Raw genomic sequence first — 13,975 nt, 5'->3', positions numbered from 1 at the left:
ATGACATACGTGGCGAAAGAGACAAACGCGCTGACCAGTCCGCTGGGCAGCGTGCCGCGCAACAGCGAGGCGCCGGGCGTGGCGAGTGCGGCGGACGTCGCGCACGCCGCAAACGTCGCGGTGCGCGATCTGACTATCCGGCTCGGCGCGAATACCGTGATCGAAAACCTCGATCTCGACGTTCAGGCGGGCGAATTCGTCGTACTGCTCGGGCCTTCCGGCTGCGGTAAATCGACGCTGCTTCACAGCATCGCGGGGCTGATCGACGTGAGCGAGGGCAGCATTGAAATTGCCGGCGAGGACATGACGTGGGCCGATCCGAAAGATCGCCGCATTGCGCTCGTATTCCAGTCGTACGCGTTGTATCCGACGATGAGCGTCGAGCGTAATTTGTCGTTCGCGTTGCGCATCAACGGCACGCCGAAGGCGGAGATCGCGCGGCGCGTGGCGCGCGCTTCCGAGATGCTGCAACTCGGACCGCTGCTCAAGCGCAAGCCGGCGCAATTATCGGGCGGACAACGGCAGCGAGTCGCGATTGGCCGCGCGATCGTGCGTGAAGCGGACGTGTTTCTATTCGACGAGCCACTGTCGAATCTCGACGCGAAACTGCGCACCGAATTGCGCCGCGAACTCAAGCAATTGCATCAGCGGCTCGGCGCAACGATGATTTACGTGACGCACGATCAGGTCGAGGCGATGACGCTCGCCACGCGCATGGCCGTGATGCGCGGCGGCGCGATCCAGCAGTTCGGCACGCCCGCCGAAGTCTATGCGCGGCCCGCCAACCTGTTCGTTGCAACGTTTCTCGGCACACCGGCGATGAATCTCGTCGACGGTACGCTCGAGCAGCGCGACGGGGCGCTGCATTTTTGCACTGCGCACTGGCGGCTCGATGTGTCGAAGTATGCCTTCACGAATCCGCGTAGCGATGCACGAGCGCAGCCTCAGTCATGCGTGCTCGGTGTTCGCGCGGAAGACGTGCGCATTCACACAACGCAGAGCGGCGAGCAGGCCGGCGAGCGCGCGAAAGTTTCGCTTGTCGAGCCGATGGGCAACCACCGCGTCGTCTGGCTCGACTATCATGGAGCGCAGATCGCGTCGATCGATCAGAGCAAAGCGCCGTTGATGCCGGGCGACACCGTATCGTTCTCGCTAGACAGCACACACGTCTCGCTCTTCGACGCAGCGGGCGGCGCGCGTTTATAGCGCCGGTCAGAGTAGGGATGAAACCCGCCTGGGTGACGGAGAACCGTGTGGCAACACTGAAAGATGTCGCGGCGCTGGCCGGTGTCGGCATGTCGACCGCATCGCGCGTTATTTCCGGCAAAGGGCCGGTTTCCGGCGACGCGGCCGCGCGCGTGCGGGCCGCAATCGAGCAGCTCAACTTCCGCCCGTCGTCCATTGGCCGCGCAATGGCGACGCAGTCGCTCGGCATGATCGGCATTTTCGTGCCGACGTTCTTCGGCTCGTATTACGGCACGATCCTCAAGCAGACCGACACTGAACTGCGCGCCGTGCGACGTCATGTGGTCGTGGCAACCGGCTGCGGCGAAGTGTCGCCGCGCGAGCAGGCCATCGAGGCCGTGCGTTTTCTGATTGGCCGCGACTGCGATGGCGTCGTGGTAATCAGCCACGATCTGCATGACGAAGATCTCATCATGCTGCATCGGATGCACCCGAAAATGGTTTTTCTGAATCGCGCGTTCGATCAGTTTCCAGAAGCGTCGTTTTGCGCGGATCATCGGCATGGCGGCGAACTGGCTGCGCGCACACTGCTGGACCACGGGCATCGCGAAATCGCCGTGATTTCAGGGCCTTTTACCGCGTCGGACAACATGACGCGGCTCGAAGGTTTCTTCGCCGAACTCGCGCGCGCGGGCATTGCGCGGGGCGACGTGACCTTGATCGAATCGGACTTCTCGCCGGAAGGCGGTTATGCGGCCGCGCAAAAACTGCTCGATTCGAAGCAGCGTTTTACGGGTCTCTTCTGCGCGAACGACACGATGGCTGTCAGCGCGCTCGCGCGTTTTCATCAGGCGGGCGTTTCAGTGCCGCACGAATTGTCGGTGATCGGTTACGACGACGATTACTCCGCTGCCTATGCCGCGCCCGGCCTCACGTCGGTCCATATTCCGACTGCCGAACTGACGCAGAACGCGGTGCGCTGGCTCATCAACCAGTGCTATCGAACCACGTGGGAGATATTCCGCGAGTTTCCGGTCAGCGTGACGATGCGCGAGTCGGTGGGGCCGGCGCGAGGGGTGGAGGCTGTTCCTATCGGCGAATCGACGCAGGCTTGACGCGATGCGGCCGAACGCATCATCTGCAATGACGCAGCCGCTACTGCGTCGGGTCGTGGCCGGCGTCGCTCTGGCAAACGCTGCGTATTTTTTTGTCGAGTTCTTTGTTGCCCGGAAAATTGGATCGGTTTCGCTTTTCGCCGACAGCATCGATTTTCTCGAAGACGCCGCGGTCAACTTTTTAATTTTCGCCGCTCTCGGATGGTCCGTGCGCAATAGAGCGCGTGCCGGCATGGTGCTCGCGGCAATTCTATTAGTCCCTGCGTTGGCGCTGCTCTGGACCGCATGGCAGAAGTTCAATGCACCGACACCGCCGGAGCCTTGGCTGCTGTCGGGCACCGGACTCGGAGCTTTAGCGGTCAACCTCGCGTGTGCGGTTGTACTCGCCAGATTCCGGCACCATTCGGGCAGCCTTACTCGCGCGGCATTCCTGTCGGCCCGCAATGACGCATTCGCGAATATCGCGATCATTCTCGCGGGACTGGTCACGTTGTTATGGCGCTCGGGCTGGCCCGATCTTCTGGTCGGACTCGGAATCGCCATTATCAATGCGGACGCCGCGAAGGAAGTTTGGCTCGCTGCGAGGGATGAGCATCGGTCTGCGCAGACATGAGCGGGCAGCGCCGCAATTGATCCGTCACACCGCACGCTTTGCGAACACATCCTTGAACATAGGCATTGCCGAGAATACATTCGGCCATCCCGCGTAGAAGGCCAATTGGGTCAATGCCTCGGACGCTTCTTCCTTTGTGAGCCCATTGTCCATCGCGCGGTTCAGGTGATACGGAATCTGCGCGACCTGACCGTTTGCAACCAGTGCGCTCACTGTCACGAGACTCCTGTCTCGCGGCGCGAGTCCCGGGCGCAGCCACAAATCGCGGAACAGTGCATCGGTCGTGTATTGAACGACCCCGGGCGCGACTTCGCCAAAGTTCTCCTCGACCATCCGCGCGCGCTGCTGTTCCGAGCTTTCGTTTAAAGGCAGTAACGTCACGTCGGCGTCAGGAATCTGATCCGGTCCAATGCCTCTTTCGTCGAAGATGCGCGTCGCCACGCTCGATGCAGCGGTTGCATTGCCCCACCCGGAATAGAACGCCAGATGCGCGATCATCTCCGAGATCTCGGCTGGTTTAACGCCATTGTCTAGCGCAAGCCCGAAGTAAAACGGCATGTCGGCGGTCTGCCCGCGCGAGATCATTACCGAAAGCGTGACGATGCTGCGGTCGCGCGGCGAGAGCAGCGGCCGCTTCCATAGACCGTCGAACACAGTGTTCGCGGTGTATCGCGCGAACGCTGGAGATACCGATTTCAAGTCCGCAACGGACGGTGCTTGTTCCATACTTCCACTCCCTTTAATAGATGCGCAGGCGCAGACGAAGAGCGACGCGCTCAGTGCCGCGATTAACGCTGGCCGGCGGAGAACGAGGTTATGGCTGGCGGTGTTGCTCATCGCCGACCGATTGGAGGTACTGCTCGTCCGTCACCTTCTCGAGCCAATTGACATTCTTGCCGTCGAGCGCTTCCTGAATTGCGATGTGAGTCATCGCGGTAGTCGATGTCGCGCCATGCCAGTGCTTGTGGCCCGGCGGGCACCAGATCACATCGCCGGCACGAATCTCGACACGCGGCTCGCCCTCGCATTGCGTCCAGCCACAACCGGCCGTCACGAGCAGCGTCTGGCCAAGCGGATGCGTGTGCCACGCGGTCCGCGCGCCCGGCTCGAACGTGACGCTGGCGCACGACACGCGTGCAGGCGGCGGCGGAGCATTCAAAGGATCGATGCGGACAGTGCCGGTGAACCATTCGTCAGGGCCTTTAATAGAGGGCTGCGAGCCCGCGCGCTTCAATTCCATCGTGCTGCTTCTCCGTCGAGGTGGGTCGGTGCATTACATCAATGTAACGTCTCGCCATTCATGCGACTAGGTGGCAAACTTGGCATGGTCTTATGCAATGGTGCATGAATCGAAATGGAAGACTTCAACGAACTGGCCGCGTTCATGCGAGTCGCGCATGAGCGGAACTTCACGCGTGCGGCCGCGCAGCTAGGCATGTCGCAATCGGCTCTGAGTCGCATGGTGCGCGCGCTCGAAGCGCGAATGGGCGTGCCGTTGCTCACTCGCACGACGCGCAGTGTCGCGCCGACAGAGGCGGGCGAGCGGCTGCTTTCGTCAATCGGACCGCGCCTTAGGGACATCGAGGCAGAGCTTGAATCGCTGCGTGCAATGACGGACCGGCCCGCCGGAAGCGTTCGGATCACTACGACGGACTACGCGGCAAACGAATACGTCTGGCCGCGAGTACAAACGCTATTGCACCAATACCCGGAGATCAAAATCGAGCTCGTGTACGACTATGGTCTTTCCGATCTGGTCGCGGACGGGTACGACATTGGCGTGCGCCTCGGCGACCAGGTCGCCAAAGACATGATCGCGATGCGCATTGCGCCCGATATGACGATGTCGATAGTCGGATCGCCGGAATATCTCGCGTCGAGAATCGTGGCGAAAACACCGCAGGATCTGACCCGGCACAACTGCATCAATCTGCGGCTGCCGACCATGAACTCGTTGCTGGCCTGGGAGTTGAGTAAGGGGCGGCGCGAGCTACAGGTTCGCGTAGAGGGGCAACTGACTTTCAATAACGTCTATCAGATGGTCGAGGCCGCGCTCGCCGGCTTTGGGCTTGCATACGTGCCAAAGAAACTGGTGGAGCCGCATGTCGAAGCCGGGCGTCTCGCCTGGGTTCTCGAAGACTGGTTTCCGACATTTGTCGGCCACCATGTTTACTATCCGAGCCGTCATAAGTCGTCGAGGGCGGTTGAACTCGTCGTCGATGCACTGAAGGCCGGCTTTACGGGGCGAACTCGATAAGGACAGTGCTCAATCGCGCGGCGTGTTTGTCATTCGCGACGCTTGCCGCGAGAGCGTTCGTGTCCAAACGAAGTCCGCCAAACTGCTGTATCTTGCTCAATTGCGCTGAAGGATACCGGACAGCGAGGCAATGAAAAAACCCCTTTGTTCGCGAGGTTTCCTTGATTTCAACGAATCACGATGGAGCATGCGTCACCCATGTTGAGAGAAGATAATTTGCCGGCGAGCGAGGTCGCGCCCGACGACGACCGAGCGTCGTCGCCCTTGCGTTCATGGCTCGCCGTTGTGGCCGTTGCAATCGGTGCCTTTGCATTCGTGACGACGGAATTTTTGCCGGTCGGACTCTTGCCGCGCGTCGCCGCCGATCTCGGCGTGTCGCCTGGCACGGCCGGTTTGATGGTCACGGTGCCCGGCGTAATCGCCGCGATTTCTGCGCCAGGCCTGATGCTGGTCGCGGGCCGCATGGATCGGCGGCGCGTCTTCCTGTTACTCACGGCTTTATTGCTGGCATCCAATCTGATTTCGGCGTTCGCGCCGAATTTCACTGTGATGCTGGTGGGTCGCGCGTTGCTCGGCGCCGCGCTCGGCGGCTTCTGGACGCTCGCCACTGCCGCGTCCGGGCGTCTCGTGCTGCCGAAAGACTCGGCGCGCGCGATGGCGACGATCCTCACCGGCGTCACGTGTGCAACGGTGATCGGCGTGCCGCTCGGCACGTTCATCGCGAGTTTCGCGTCGTGGCGCGCATCGTTCATGGCAACCGGCGGGCTCGTCGCGAGTGCGCTGATTGCGCAGTTCCTGTTCGTGCCGTCGCTGCCCTCGAACGCCGCATTGCGTTTGCACGATCTCGTTTCGCTGCTGCGCAGGCCGCATCCGCGCCGCAGCATGATGATGGTGGGGCTCGTGTTCGGCGCGCATTTCTCGTCGTACACGTATATCACGCCGTTCCTGCTGCGCAATGCGAACCTGACGATGCCGACCATTACCTGGCTCCTGCTCGGCTTCGGCATCATCGGCTTCTTTTCGAACTTCGCTGTTTCGTCGACGGTTACGCGCAGTCTGAAAATCTCGCTCGGCGCGATGATCTCGCTGCTCCTGTTCGCGCTTGTTCTGCTGCCCGTATTACAGCATTCGCCGCCCGGCGTCGTTGCGCTCGTACTCGCGTGGGGCGTGGCGTTCGGCGCGCTGCCGCTATGCTTCAGCATCTGGATTCAGCGCGCGACGCCCGATTCTCCGGAAGCCGGCTCCGCGCTCTTCGTGAGCATCATTCAGGTGGCGATTGCGGTGGGTTCGCTCGTCGGCGGAATCGTGGTCGATCACGTGGGCATTGCGACGGACTTTCTGTTCGGCAGCGGCCTCGCGTTGCTCGGACTGGCGGCGCTCGCGAGCTTCGGTAGAAGCGGCGAGAGGAAGCCTGCGCCAGAAGCGGTGGCGTGCACCGAATGCAACTGCCGCGTGTAGCTTTTGGTCATTCAGAAGGCGCGGGTGTTGATTTCGACGCGCGCGCCCTCAATTCACTAAGCTGACTATTTATACGGCCGGATACGGCCGGCAAGTGCGAGTCGAAGTGCTCACAGTTGAACAGGACAGGTGGAAAAATCACGCGGATGAAAAAAGTCGACTCGACACACACTCCGGCGACGCGTGCGGAGTTGCTGTGCTTTCTCGTGGCGATCGCGGCGGCATCGTATGCGCTTAGCGCCGAGTGGCGCGTGGATCACGTCGTTCAGTGCTGCCGCCAGTGGCTCGCAAAAAATAGAACGACCATGCATTGGCTCGAGCGTGTGCGCATCGGGCAACTCGCCTTGAAAATCGCAAGCCAGGATCTCATCGACGCGGGCGTGGCCGTGCGCCTGTCGAATGTGCAGGCGCTCTTTACCAGCGAAATGGAACTGAACGAAGCGAGCACGATGGTTCAGCGCATGATGGCGCTGTGCCAGGAAGCGATCTGACCGGATTCATACTGTCTCTTCCTGCGGACTTCGCCAATCGTCCCGCACGTCCGCACGGCCCGTTCACCGATCCAGTTTTGTTATCGACCTTTCCATTTCTCGGATTGTTGCCGCATCACGGCGCCCGTATATTGCCGTAAAGCCCACTACGAAAACACGGACGCTGGAGACGCGAATGAACCGAATCGATCTGGAAGGACGCGTTGTCGCCATCACGGGCGGCGCGCGCGGCATCGGCTATGCAGTGGCGCAACGGGCGCTGAACTCGGGTGCATCGGTCGCGCTATGGGACATCGACGGCGAGCGGCTCGCGCGCAGTCAGCGCGAACTCAGCGCACTCGGCAAGGTGACCGCGGTCACCGTCGAACTTACCCAGGAAGCGGCCGTCCAGCATGCGGTTGCGCAGACCGTTCTCGATCACGGCGCGATCGACGTGCTGATTAATTCGGCGGGTATTACCGGCGGCAACGGCACGACATGGGAACTGGAGCCGGAGATGTGGCGGCGCGTCATCGACGTCAATCTGATCGGCCCGTATCTCACCTGCCGCGCCGTCGTCCCGCAGATGCTCAAGCAAGGCTATGGGCGGATCGTCAATATCGCGTCGGTCGCGGGCAAGGAGGGCAACCCGAACGCGTCGCACTACAGCGCGTCGAAGGCGGGGCTCATCGGCCTCACAAAATCGCTCGGCAAGGAACTCGCGACGAAGAACATTCTCGTCAACGCGGTCACGCCCGCAGCCGCAAAGACCGAGATCTTCGATTCAATGTCGCAGCAGCACATCGACTATATGCTTTCAAAGATTCCGATGAACCGCTTTCTTCTCCCCGAAGAAGCGGCGTCGCTGATTCTCTGGCTCGCCTCAGAAGACTGCGCATTCAGCACCGGCTCGGTATTCGATCTGTCGGGCGGACGCGCGACTTACTGAGCGTCCAACGCGGCGCCGCTCAAGGCGCACGCGTCACATCACACAAGAACCGCGAGGCCGCGAACGCGAGCTGCGCGAAGGAGATGACATGGACCCGCAAGCGAGCGCTTCGCTGGAGGCGATCACCGGCAAGGTCATGCGCCGGCTGCTGCCATTCCTGCTATTGATGTACGTGCTGGCATTTCTCGACCGCGCGAACATCGGCTTCGCACAGAAGGCGCTGCAGCACGACACCGGGCTTTCGAACGCGGCCTTTGCGTTCGGCGCGGGCGTTTTCTTTGTCGGCTATGCATTGTTCGAGGTGCCAAGCAATTTGCTGCTGCATCGCGTCGGCGCGCGAGCATGGATGTGCCGCATCATGGTGACGTGGGGACTCGTCTCGGCGGCGATGTGCATGGCGCATACCGCGACGATGTTCTACACGCTGCGCTTTCTATTAGGCGTCGCCGAAGCAGGCTTCTTTCCCGGCGTCATCTATTACCTCGCACACTGGTTCCCACAGCGTGCGCGCGCCCGCGCCGTCGGCATGTTTTATTTCGGCGCGCCGTTGGCGTTTATCTTCGGTGGTCCGTTGTCGGGCTCGCTGCTCGAACTGCATGGCGCGTTCGGCCTCGCGGGCTGGCAGTGGCTTTTTCTCGTCGAAGGCTTGCTCGCCACGCTCGTCGGTATATGGGCTTTCTGGTATCTCGACAATCGTCCCGACGACGCACGCTGGCTCGATTCGCACGAACGCACGAGCTTGCGCGCGGCGCTCGATGAAGACGCGCGCGCAGCCTCGGCACATGGACCGCATCGCATTCTTGCCGCGCTGGTGGATCGCCGCGTTTTGCTGCTGTCGCTCATCTATCTGCTGATTCAGATGAGCGTCTATGGCGTGATCTTCTATTTGCCGCAACAGGTCGCCGCTTTGCTTGGAACGACCGTGGGTTTTCACGTCGGACTCGTCGCCGCATTGCCGTGGTTGTGTGCGCTCGCCGTCACCTGGTACGTGCCGCGCCGCGCGGATCGGACGGGCGGGCATCGTCGCTGGGCTTCCGCGTTGCTCGTCATGGCGGGTCTCGGCATCGGCCTATCGGGGCTCGCGCATAACCCGGTCATCGGACTCATCGCGCTGTGCTGCGCGGCAAGCGGTTTCATTGCCGCCCAGCCGCTGTTCTGGACATTCCCGACGCGCCTCCTGACCGGTGCCGCCGCCGCGGGCGGCATCGCGCTGATCAACTCGCTCGGCAGCCTCGGCGGTTTCATTGCGCCGAGCTTGCGCACCGCGGCCGAGCGCGCGTTTTCCTCGACATCGGCGGGACTGGTCGTTCTCGGCGCGTCCAGTCTGCTCGCCGCGCTGCTGATCGGCACGCTGTTGCGCCGCGACGGCGCGCAGCCTGCCGATTCATTTCACGACCTGCTGCATCGCGCCCGCTAGGCGCATTTCCGGCGACACCTTCGACGCCCATCACGGAGCCTCTCTCTCATGGCCATGCCCACAATCCGGCACGTGCGTGCCTTCATCGTCCGCGGCGGCGGAGCGGACTATCACGACCAACCCGGCGGACACTGGATCGACGATCACATCTCGACGCCGATGGCGCGTTATCCGGAGTACCGTCAGAGCCGCCAGTCGTTCGGCATCAATGTACTCGGTACGCTGGTTGTCGAAATAGAAGCGAGCGACGGCACAGTCGGCTTCGCGGTGACGACGGGCGGCGAGATCGGCGCATTCATCGTCGAAAAACATCTGGCGCGTTTTCTCGAAGGCCAGCTCGTCACCGACATCGAGAAGATGTGGGATCAGATGTACTACGCCACGCTTTATTACGGGCGCAAAGGCGTCGTGCTCAATACGATTTCCGGCGTCGATCTCGCGCTGTGGGATCTGCTCGCGAAAGTGCGCAAGGAGCCGGTCTATCAGCTATTGGGCGGTCCGGTGCGTGACGAACTGGTGTTCTATGCAACCGGCGCGCGTCCCGATCTCGCGAAAGAAATGGGCTTTATCGGCGGAAAACTGCCGTTGCAGCACGGTCCCGCCGAAGGCGAAGCGGGACTCAAGCTCAACCTCGAGAAACTTGCCGACATGCGCAGCCGCGTCGGCGACGACTTCTGGCTGATGTACGACTGCTGGATGAGTCTCGACGTGCCGTATGCGACGCGGCTCGCGCATGCCGCACACGAGTACGGACTGAAATGGATAGAAGAGTGCCTGTCGCCCGACGACTACTGGGGTTACGCCGAACTGCGGCGCAACGTGCCGCGCGGCATGATGGTGTCGACGGGAGAACATGAGGCGACGCGTTGGGGCTTTCGCATGCTGCTCGAGATGCAATGCTGCGATCTGATTCAACCGGACGTGGGCTGGTGCGGCGGCATTACCGAGCTCATCAAGATCTCGGCGCTTGCGGATGCGCATAACGTGATGGTGGTGCCGCATGGTTCGTCGGTGTATAGCTATCATTTCGTCGTCACGCGTCATAACTCGCCGTTCTCCGAGTTTCTGATGATGGCGCCCAAAGCCGACGAAGTCGTGCCGATGTTCACGCCGCTTCTGCTCGACGAACCGGTGCCCGTCAATGGACGCATGAAAGTGCCCGACACGCCGGGCTTCGGCGTGCGGCTCAATCCGGAATGCACGCTGGTGCGGCCTTATCCGCGCTAATGCGCTGCGCTTCTTTCGATTCAATCAGCGAAGGAGAATGACGTGCTGCTCAAGGACAAGGTCGTGATCGTCACCGGCGGTTCGCGCGGCATCGGGCGCGCGATAGCCGTTGCGTGCGCAACGGAAGGCGCGGACGTCGCGATCAACTACTGGGGCGATAACGACGCGTCGTACGGACGCCGCTCGGCCGTCGCCGAAGTGGTCGAGGAAATCGAGGCGCTCGGGCGGCGCGTGATCGCTATTGAAGGCAATGTCGCCGCGCGCGAGACGGGCCAGCAACTGGTGCGCGAAACCGTGCAGGCATTCGGCAAGGTGGACGTGCTCGCGAGTAACGCGGGCATCTGCCCGTTCCATGCGTTTCTCGACATGCCGGCGGAAGTACTCGAGTCCACCGTCGCGGTGAATCTGAACGGCGCGTTCTACGTCACGCAAGCCGCCGCGCAGCAAATGAAAGCGCAGGGCACGGGCGGCGCGATTGTCGCGACGAGTTCGATCAGCGCGCTCGTCGGCGGCGGCATGCAGACGCATTACACGCCGACCAAGGCCGGCGTTCACTCGCTGATGCAGTCGTGTGCGGTTGCATTGGGACCGTATGGCATCCGCTGCAACTCGGTGATGCCAGGCACGATCGCGACGGACCTCAACGCGGAAGACCTCGCCGACGAAGCGAAGAAAGCCTACTTCGAAAAGCGCATTCCGCTCGGGCGCCTGGGCCGTCCCGACGATGTGGCGGATTGCGTGGTGTTTCTCGCGTCCGACCGTGCGCGCTATGTGACGGGCGCGGCGTTGCTCGTCGACGGCGGGCTGTTCGTCAATCTGCAATGACGCGCGATGCCGATTTCAGCTAACCGGTGCGGAAGCATTCGCGGCCAGCGTGGACGTGGTGCCGCCATCGCGTGTGAGGCGCCGCGAGAAACCGCGCAGCAGTTCGATGAAGCGCAGCGCCGGCTCGGCGAGCGGTTCTTCCTTGCGCGTGAGAATGCCGAAACCCGCAAGGCTCTTGCCGATTTCGAGCGGCAATGCGACCAGCAGTTTGCCGCGCAGGTGATCGCGCACGACCGACTCCGGCAGCATCGCGACCGCATCGTAGTTCTCGAGCAATTGCAGCGTCGCGAAGATCGACGCGCATTCGGTGAGATTGACCGGCGTCGCGAGCCCCGCACGCGCGAGTTCTTCCTCGAACAGCACGCGCGCCGGGCTGCTGACGGGCTGCGCAACCCACGGCCAGTCGATCAGTTCGCGCAACGTGATGCGCGCGCGGCTCGCGAGCGGATGTACGGAGCGCACCACGAGCATCAAGGTCTCGCGCGCGAGCGGCTCGAAACTGAAGTCGTTGTGTTGCAACGGACTCGTCAGCCGTCCAAGCGCGAGATCGACTTCGCGGCGATGCAGCAACTGCACGACCTGGTCGCTGGTTTCCCCGAGTATGCGCACGTTGAGCAAGGGGCTTTCGGTTTTGAGCGCGGCCACCGCCATCGCCATCAGATCGGGCGCGGCGCCCATGATCGCGCCGACCGTCAACTGGCCGTGTCCGCCGCGGCGCTTGACTTCGAGGTCTTCGGCGAAACGCGTGAGTTCGGCGAGCGCGCGCCGCGCGTAGGCCAGCGTGACGACGCCGAGCGGCGTGGGCGTCATGCCGCGCGCATTGCGCTCGAACAGCAGAAAGCCGAACGCTTCCTCGATGTCGCCGAGCATGCGGCTCGCGCTCGGCTGCGCGACGTTGACGGCTTCGGCGGCCTGATGGAGATTGCGCGCGTCGTCGAGCGCGACGAGCAGCGCGAGGTGCTTGAACTTGAGCCGATTGACGAGTGCGACGGTTGCTGAGAGTTGGCTCATGGTCCCGGTGCGATTCGGATTGTGGATCGCCCAATCCCAACAACGGATTGAGATGCTATCGACGCTCGAATTATAGTCTTTGCAGGCGCTTCGCCGCGAAAGCGCCCATAACGAACAGACAACGAAGAGACAGCCGCAATGGAGACAATCGCTTTCCGGATGGTGCTCAACCCCGGCATGCGCGAGGAATACGAGCGCCGGCACGCACAGATCTGGCCGGAACTGGTTGACGCATTGCACAACGCCGGCGTGCGCGAGTACCGCATCTTCTTCGATCCCGGCACCGATCATCTTTTCGCGGTGCTCACGCGCACCACGCATCACACGATGGACGCGCTTCCCGAACTCGAAGTCATGCGCAAATGGTGGGATTACATGGCCGACATCATGCATACCGCCGCGGACCACACGCCGCTTCAGCAGCCGCTCGAACAGGTGTTTCATCTGAGTTCGCTCAGCTAATTGATTGCTTGCCACGCTATAAAGACGGAGGCATCGCATGCAGGTTGTCGATTCGCATATCCACCTGTGGGATCTGAAGACGCACCGTTACCCTTGGCTGGAAAATCCGGGCGTGTCGTTCGTCGGCGACGCGCGCGCTCTGAAGCACGACTATCTGCTCGATAACCTGCTTGCAGAAGCGGGCGACATCGACGTGAAAAAACTCGTACACGTTGAAGCGAATCACGATCCCGCCGATCCCGTCGAGGAGACGCGCTGGCTGCAAGGCATCGCCGATCGCGCCGAATCGCGCGGCATGCCGAACGCGATCGTCGCCGCCGTCGATCTCGCTTCGCCGAATGCGCCCGCGGTGCTCGAAGCGCATGCGTCGTTTGCGAATACGCGCGGCGTGCGGCAGATTCTCAATGTGCACGAGAACAGATTGTTCGATTACGTCGGCCGCCATTACATGCGCGAGCCGCAGTGGCGCGAGAACTTTGCGTTGCTGCGCCGTCACGGCATGTCGTTCGATTTGCAGTTGTATCCGTCGCAAATGGAAGAGGCCGCCGCTCTGGCGCGCGCGCATTCGGACACGCTGTTCGCCGTCAATCATGCGGGCATGTTCGTGGACCGAAGCAGCGTCGCCGGTTATCGCGCGTGGCGCGACGGCCTGCGCATGCTCGCCGGTTGCAGCAACGTGTACGTGAAGATCAGCGGGCTCGCGATGTTCGATCATCAATGGACGGTGGAAAGCCTGCGGCCCTATGTGCTCGAGACGATCGACGCGTTCGGTGCCGAGCGCGCGATGTTCGCGTCGAACTTTCCCGTCGACCGTTTGTTCGGGTCGTATACGGATTTGTGGCATGCGTATGCCGCGATTGTGGAAGGCGCGAGTGTCGCGGAGAAAGAGGCGCTCTTTTGCGGCAACGCGGAGCGCTTCTATCGGATCTGAAAAACCGCGGCAAAAAAACAAAAGCGCCCGATAAACGCAAACGAAGGAGACACGC

General features: G+C 62.0%; 15 protein-coding genes. 12 read left to right on the top strand and 3 right to left on the bottom strand.

Annotated elements, in window-relative coordinates; genetic code table 11:
• The 3 genes from C8K18_RS10915 to C8K18_RS10905 are packed head-to-tail and all read left to right on the top strand — an operon-like array spanning position 1 to position 2,913.
• Positions 1 to 1,206, top strand: coding sequence for an ABC transporter ATP-binding protein (locus tag C8K18_RS10915; RefSeq protein ID WP_107707463.1), 1,206 nt, complete (start codon positions 1 to 3; stop codon positions 1,204 to 1,206).
• A 47-nt stretch (positions 1,207 to 1,253) separates the two neighbouring features.
• Entirely contained in the window at positions 1,254 to 2,300 is a 1,047-nt protein-coding gene (locus tag C8K18_RS10910; RefSeq protein WP_029965886.1) for a LacI family DNA-binding transcriptional regulator, read from the top strand.
• Between the two features lie 28 nt (positions 2,301 to 2,328).
• Positions 2,329 to 2,913, top strand: a complete 585-nt coding sequence (locus C8K18_RS10905) for a cation transporter (protein WP_107707462.1) — start codon at positions 2,329 to 2,331, stop codon at positions 2,911 to 2,913.
• Positions 2,914 to 2,937: 24 nt separating this feature from the next.
• On the opposite strand, the gene C8K18_RS10900 is transcribed toward C8K18_RS10905, so the two are convergent.
• On the bottom strand, positions 2,938 to 3,750 hold the full coding sequence (locus tag C8K18_RS10900; protein ID WP_107707461.1) for a carboxymuconolactone decarboxylase family protein: 813 nt from the start codon (positions 3,748 to 3,750) through the stop codon (positions 2,938 to 2,940).
• Positions 3,728 to 4,153, bottom strand: coding sequence for a cupin domain-containing protein (locus C8K18_RS10895; protein WP_053859283.1), 426 nt, complete (start codon positions 4,151 to 4,153; stop codon positions 3,728 to 3,730). The genes C8K18_RS10900 and C8K18_RS10895 overlap by 23 nt, the downstream gene beginning before the upstream one ends.
• Before the next feature lie 114 nt (positions 4,154 to 4,267).
• Here C8K18_RS10895 and C8K18_RS10890 point away from each other — a divergent pair, with 114 nt between their 5' ends.
• From C8K18_RS10890 to C8K18_RS10860, 7 genes are all read left to right on the top strand, one after another.
• Positions 4,268 to 5,170 carry a LysR family transcriptional regulator gene (locus C8K18_RS10890; protein ID WP_053859282.1) on the top strand — a complete coding sequence of 301 codons (903 nt, stop codon included), beginning with the start codon at positions 4,268 to 4,270 and terminating at the stop codon, positions 5,168 to 5,170.
• Positions 5,171 to 5,368: 198 nt separating this feature from the next.
• The gene (locus tag C8K18_RS10885; RefSeq protein WP_107707460.1) at positions 5,369 to 6,628 is read left to right on the top strand and encodes an MFS transporter; all 1,260 of its coding nucleotides are present in this window, start codon (positions 5,369 to 5,371) and stop codon (positions 6,626 to 6,628) included.
• A 146-nt stretch (positions 6,629 to 6,774) separates the two neighbouring features.
• A complete protein-coding gene (locus C8K18_RS10880) occupies positions 6,775 to 7,119 on the top strand; it encodes a hypothetical protein (RefSeq protein WP_006046681.1) in 345 nt (114 codons plus the stop codon).
• 175 nt (positions 7,120 to 7,294) lie between these two features.
• Entirely contained in the window at positions 7,295 to 8,047 is a 753-nt protein-coding gene (locus C8K18_RS10875) for an SDR family NAD(P)-dependent oxidoreductase (RefSeq protein ID WP_006046682.1), read from the top strand.
• Between the two features lie 88 nt (positions 8,048 to 8,135).
• On the top strand, positions 8,136 to 9,464 hold the full coding sequence (locus C8K18_RS10870; protein WP_053859280.1) for an MFS transporter: 1,329 nt from the start codon (positions 8,136 to 8,138) through the stop codon (positions 9,462 to 9,464).
• Between the two features lie 48 nt (positions 9,465 to 9,512).
• Positions 9,513 to 10,691, top strand: a complete 1,179-nt coding sequence (gene rhmD / locus C8K18_RS10865) for an L-rhamnonate dehydratase (RefSeq protein WP_029965876.1) — start codon at positions 9,513 to 9,515, stop codon at positions 10,689 to 10,691.
• Positions 10,692 to 10,733: 42 nt separating this feature from the next.
• Positions 10,734 to 11,516 (top strand): SDR family NAD(P)-dependent oxidoreductase, encoded by a 783-nt coding sequence (locus C8K18_RS10860; protein WP_053859279.1) that lies wholly within the window; start codon positions 10,734 to 10,736, stop codon positions 11,514 to 11,516.
• Between the two features lie 15 nt (positions 11,517 to 11,531).
• Here C8K18_RS10860 and C8K18_RS10855 read toward each other — a convergent pair whose 3' ends face one another.
• Entirely contained in the window at positions 11,532 to 12,527 is a 996-nt protein-coding gene (locus C8K18_RS10855; RefSeq protein ID WP_006046686.1) for a LysR family transcriptional regulator, read from the bottom strand.
• 138 nt (positions 12,528 to 12,665) lie between these two features.
• On the opposite strand from C8K18_RS10855, the gene rhaM reads away from it, so the two are divergent.
• Both rhaM and C8K18_RS10845 read left to right on the top strand, forming a co-directional pair.
• Positions 12,666 to 12,989 (top strand): L-rhamnose mutarotase, encoded by a 324-nt coding sequence (gene rhaM, locus C8K18_RS10850; protein WP_107707459.1) that lies wholly within the window; start codon positions 12,666 to 12,668, stop codon positions 12,987 to 12,989.
• A gap of 37 nt (positions 12,990 to 13,026) precedes the next feature.
• Positions 13,027 to 13,920: an amidohydrolase gene (locus C8K18_RS10845; protein ID WP_107707458.1), complete on the top strand. Its 894-nt coding sequence runs from the start codon at positions 13,027 to 13,029 to the stop codon at positions 13,918 to 13,920.
• The last annotated feature ends 55 nt before the right edge of the window (positions 13,921 to 13,975 follow it).

It is taken from the genome of Paraburkholderia sp. GV068 (assembly GCF_003058125.1).
GTDB classification, from domain to species: domain Bacteria; phylum Pseudomonadota; class Gammaproteobacteria; order Burkholderiales; family Burkholderiaceae; genus Paraburkholderia; species Paraburkholderia graminis.
This window is presented reverse-complemented; position numbering and strand designations above follow the sequence as displayed.

Bases quoted from the DNA above. Each gene is read 5' to 3' on its own strand.
- C8K18_RS10915 (WP_107707463.1), top strand. From the start codon at position 1: ATGACATACGTGGCGAAAGAGACAAACGCGCTGACCAGTCCGCTGGGC.
- C8K18_RS10905 (WP_107707462.1), top strand. From the start codon at position 2,329: ATGACGCAGCCGCTACTGCGTCGGGTCGTGGCCGGCGTCGCTCTGGCA.
- C8K18_RS10900 (WP_107707461.1), bottom strand. From the start codon at position 3,750: ATGAGCAACACCGCCAGCCATAACCTCGTTCTCCGCCGGCCAGCGTTA.
- C8K18_RS10895 (WP_053859283.1), bottom strand. From the start codon at position 4,153: ATGGAATTGAAGCGCGCGGGCTCGCAGCCCTCTATTAAAGGCCCTGAC.
- C8K18_RS10890 (WP_053859282.1), top strand. From the start codon at position 4,268: ATGGAAGACTTCAACGAACTGGCCGCGTTCATGCGAGTCGCGCATGAG.
- C8K18_RS10885 (WP_107707460.1), top strand. From the start codon at position 5,369: ATGTTGAGAGAAGATAATTTGCCGGCGAGCGAGGTCGCGCCCGACGAC.
- C8K18_RS10880 (WP_006046681.1), top strand. From the start codon at position 6,775: ATGAAAAAAGTCGACTCGACACACACTCCGGCGACGCGTGCGGAGTTG.
- C8K18_RS10875 (WP_006046682.1), top strand. From the start codon at position 7,295: ATGAACCGAATCGATCTGGAAGGACGCGTTGTCGCCATCACGGGCGGC.
- C8K18_RS10870 (WP_053859280.1), top strand. From the start codon at position 8,136: ATGGACCCGCAAGCGAGCGCTTCGCTGGAGGCGATCACCGGCAAGGTC.
- rhmD (WP_029965876.1), top strand. From the start codon at position 9,513: ATGGCCATGCCCACAATCCGGCACGTGCGTGCCTTCATCGTCCGCGGC.
- C8K18_RS10855 (WP_006046686.1), bottom strand. From the start codon at position 12,527: ATGAGCCAACTCTCAGCAACCGTCGCACTCGTCAATCGGCTCAAGTTC.
- rhaM (WP_107707459.1), top strand. From the start codon at position 12,666: ATGGAGACAATCGCTTTCCGGATGGTGCTCAACCCCGGCATGCGCGAG.
- C8K18_RS10845 (WP_107707458.1), top strand. From the start codon at position 13,027: ATGCAGGTTGTCGATTCGCATATCCACCTGTGGGATCTGAAGACGCAC.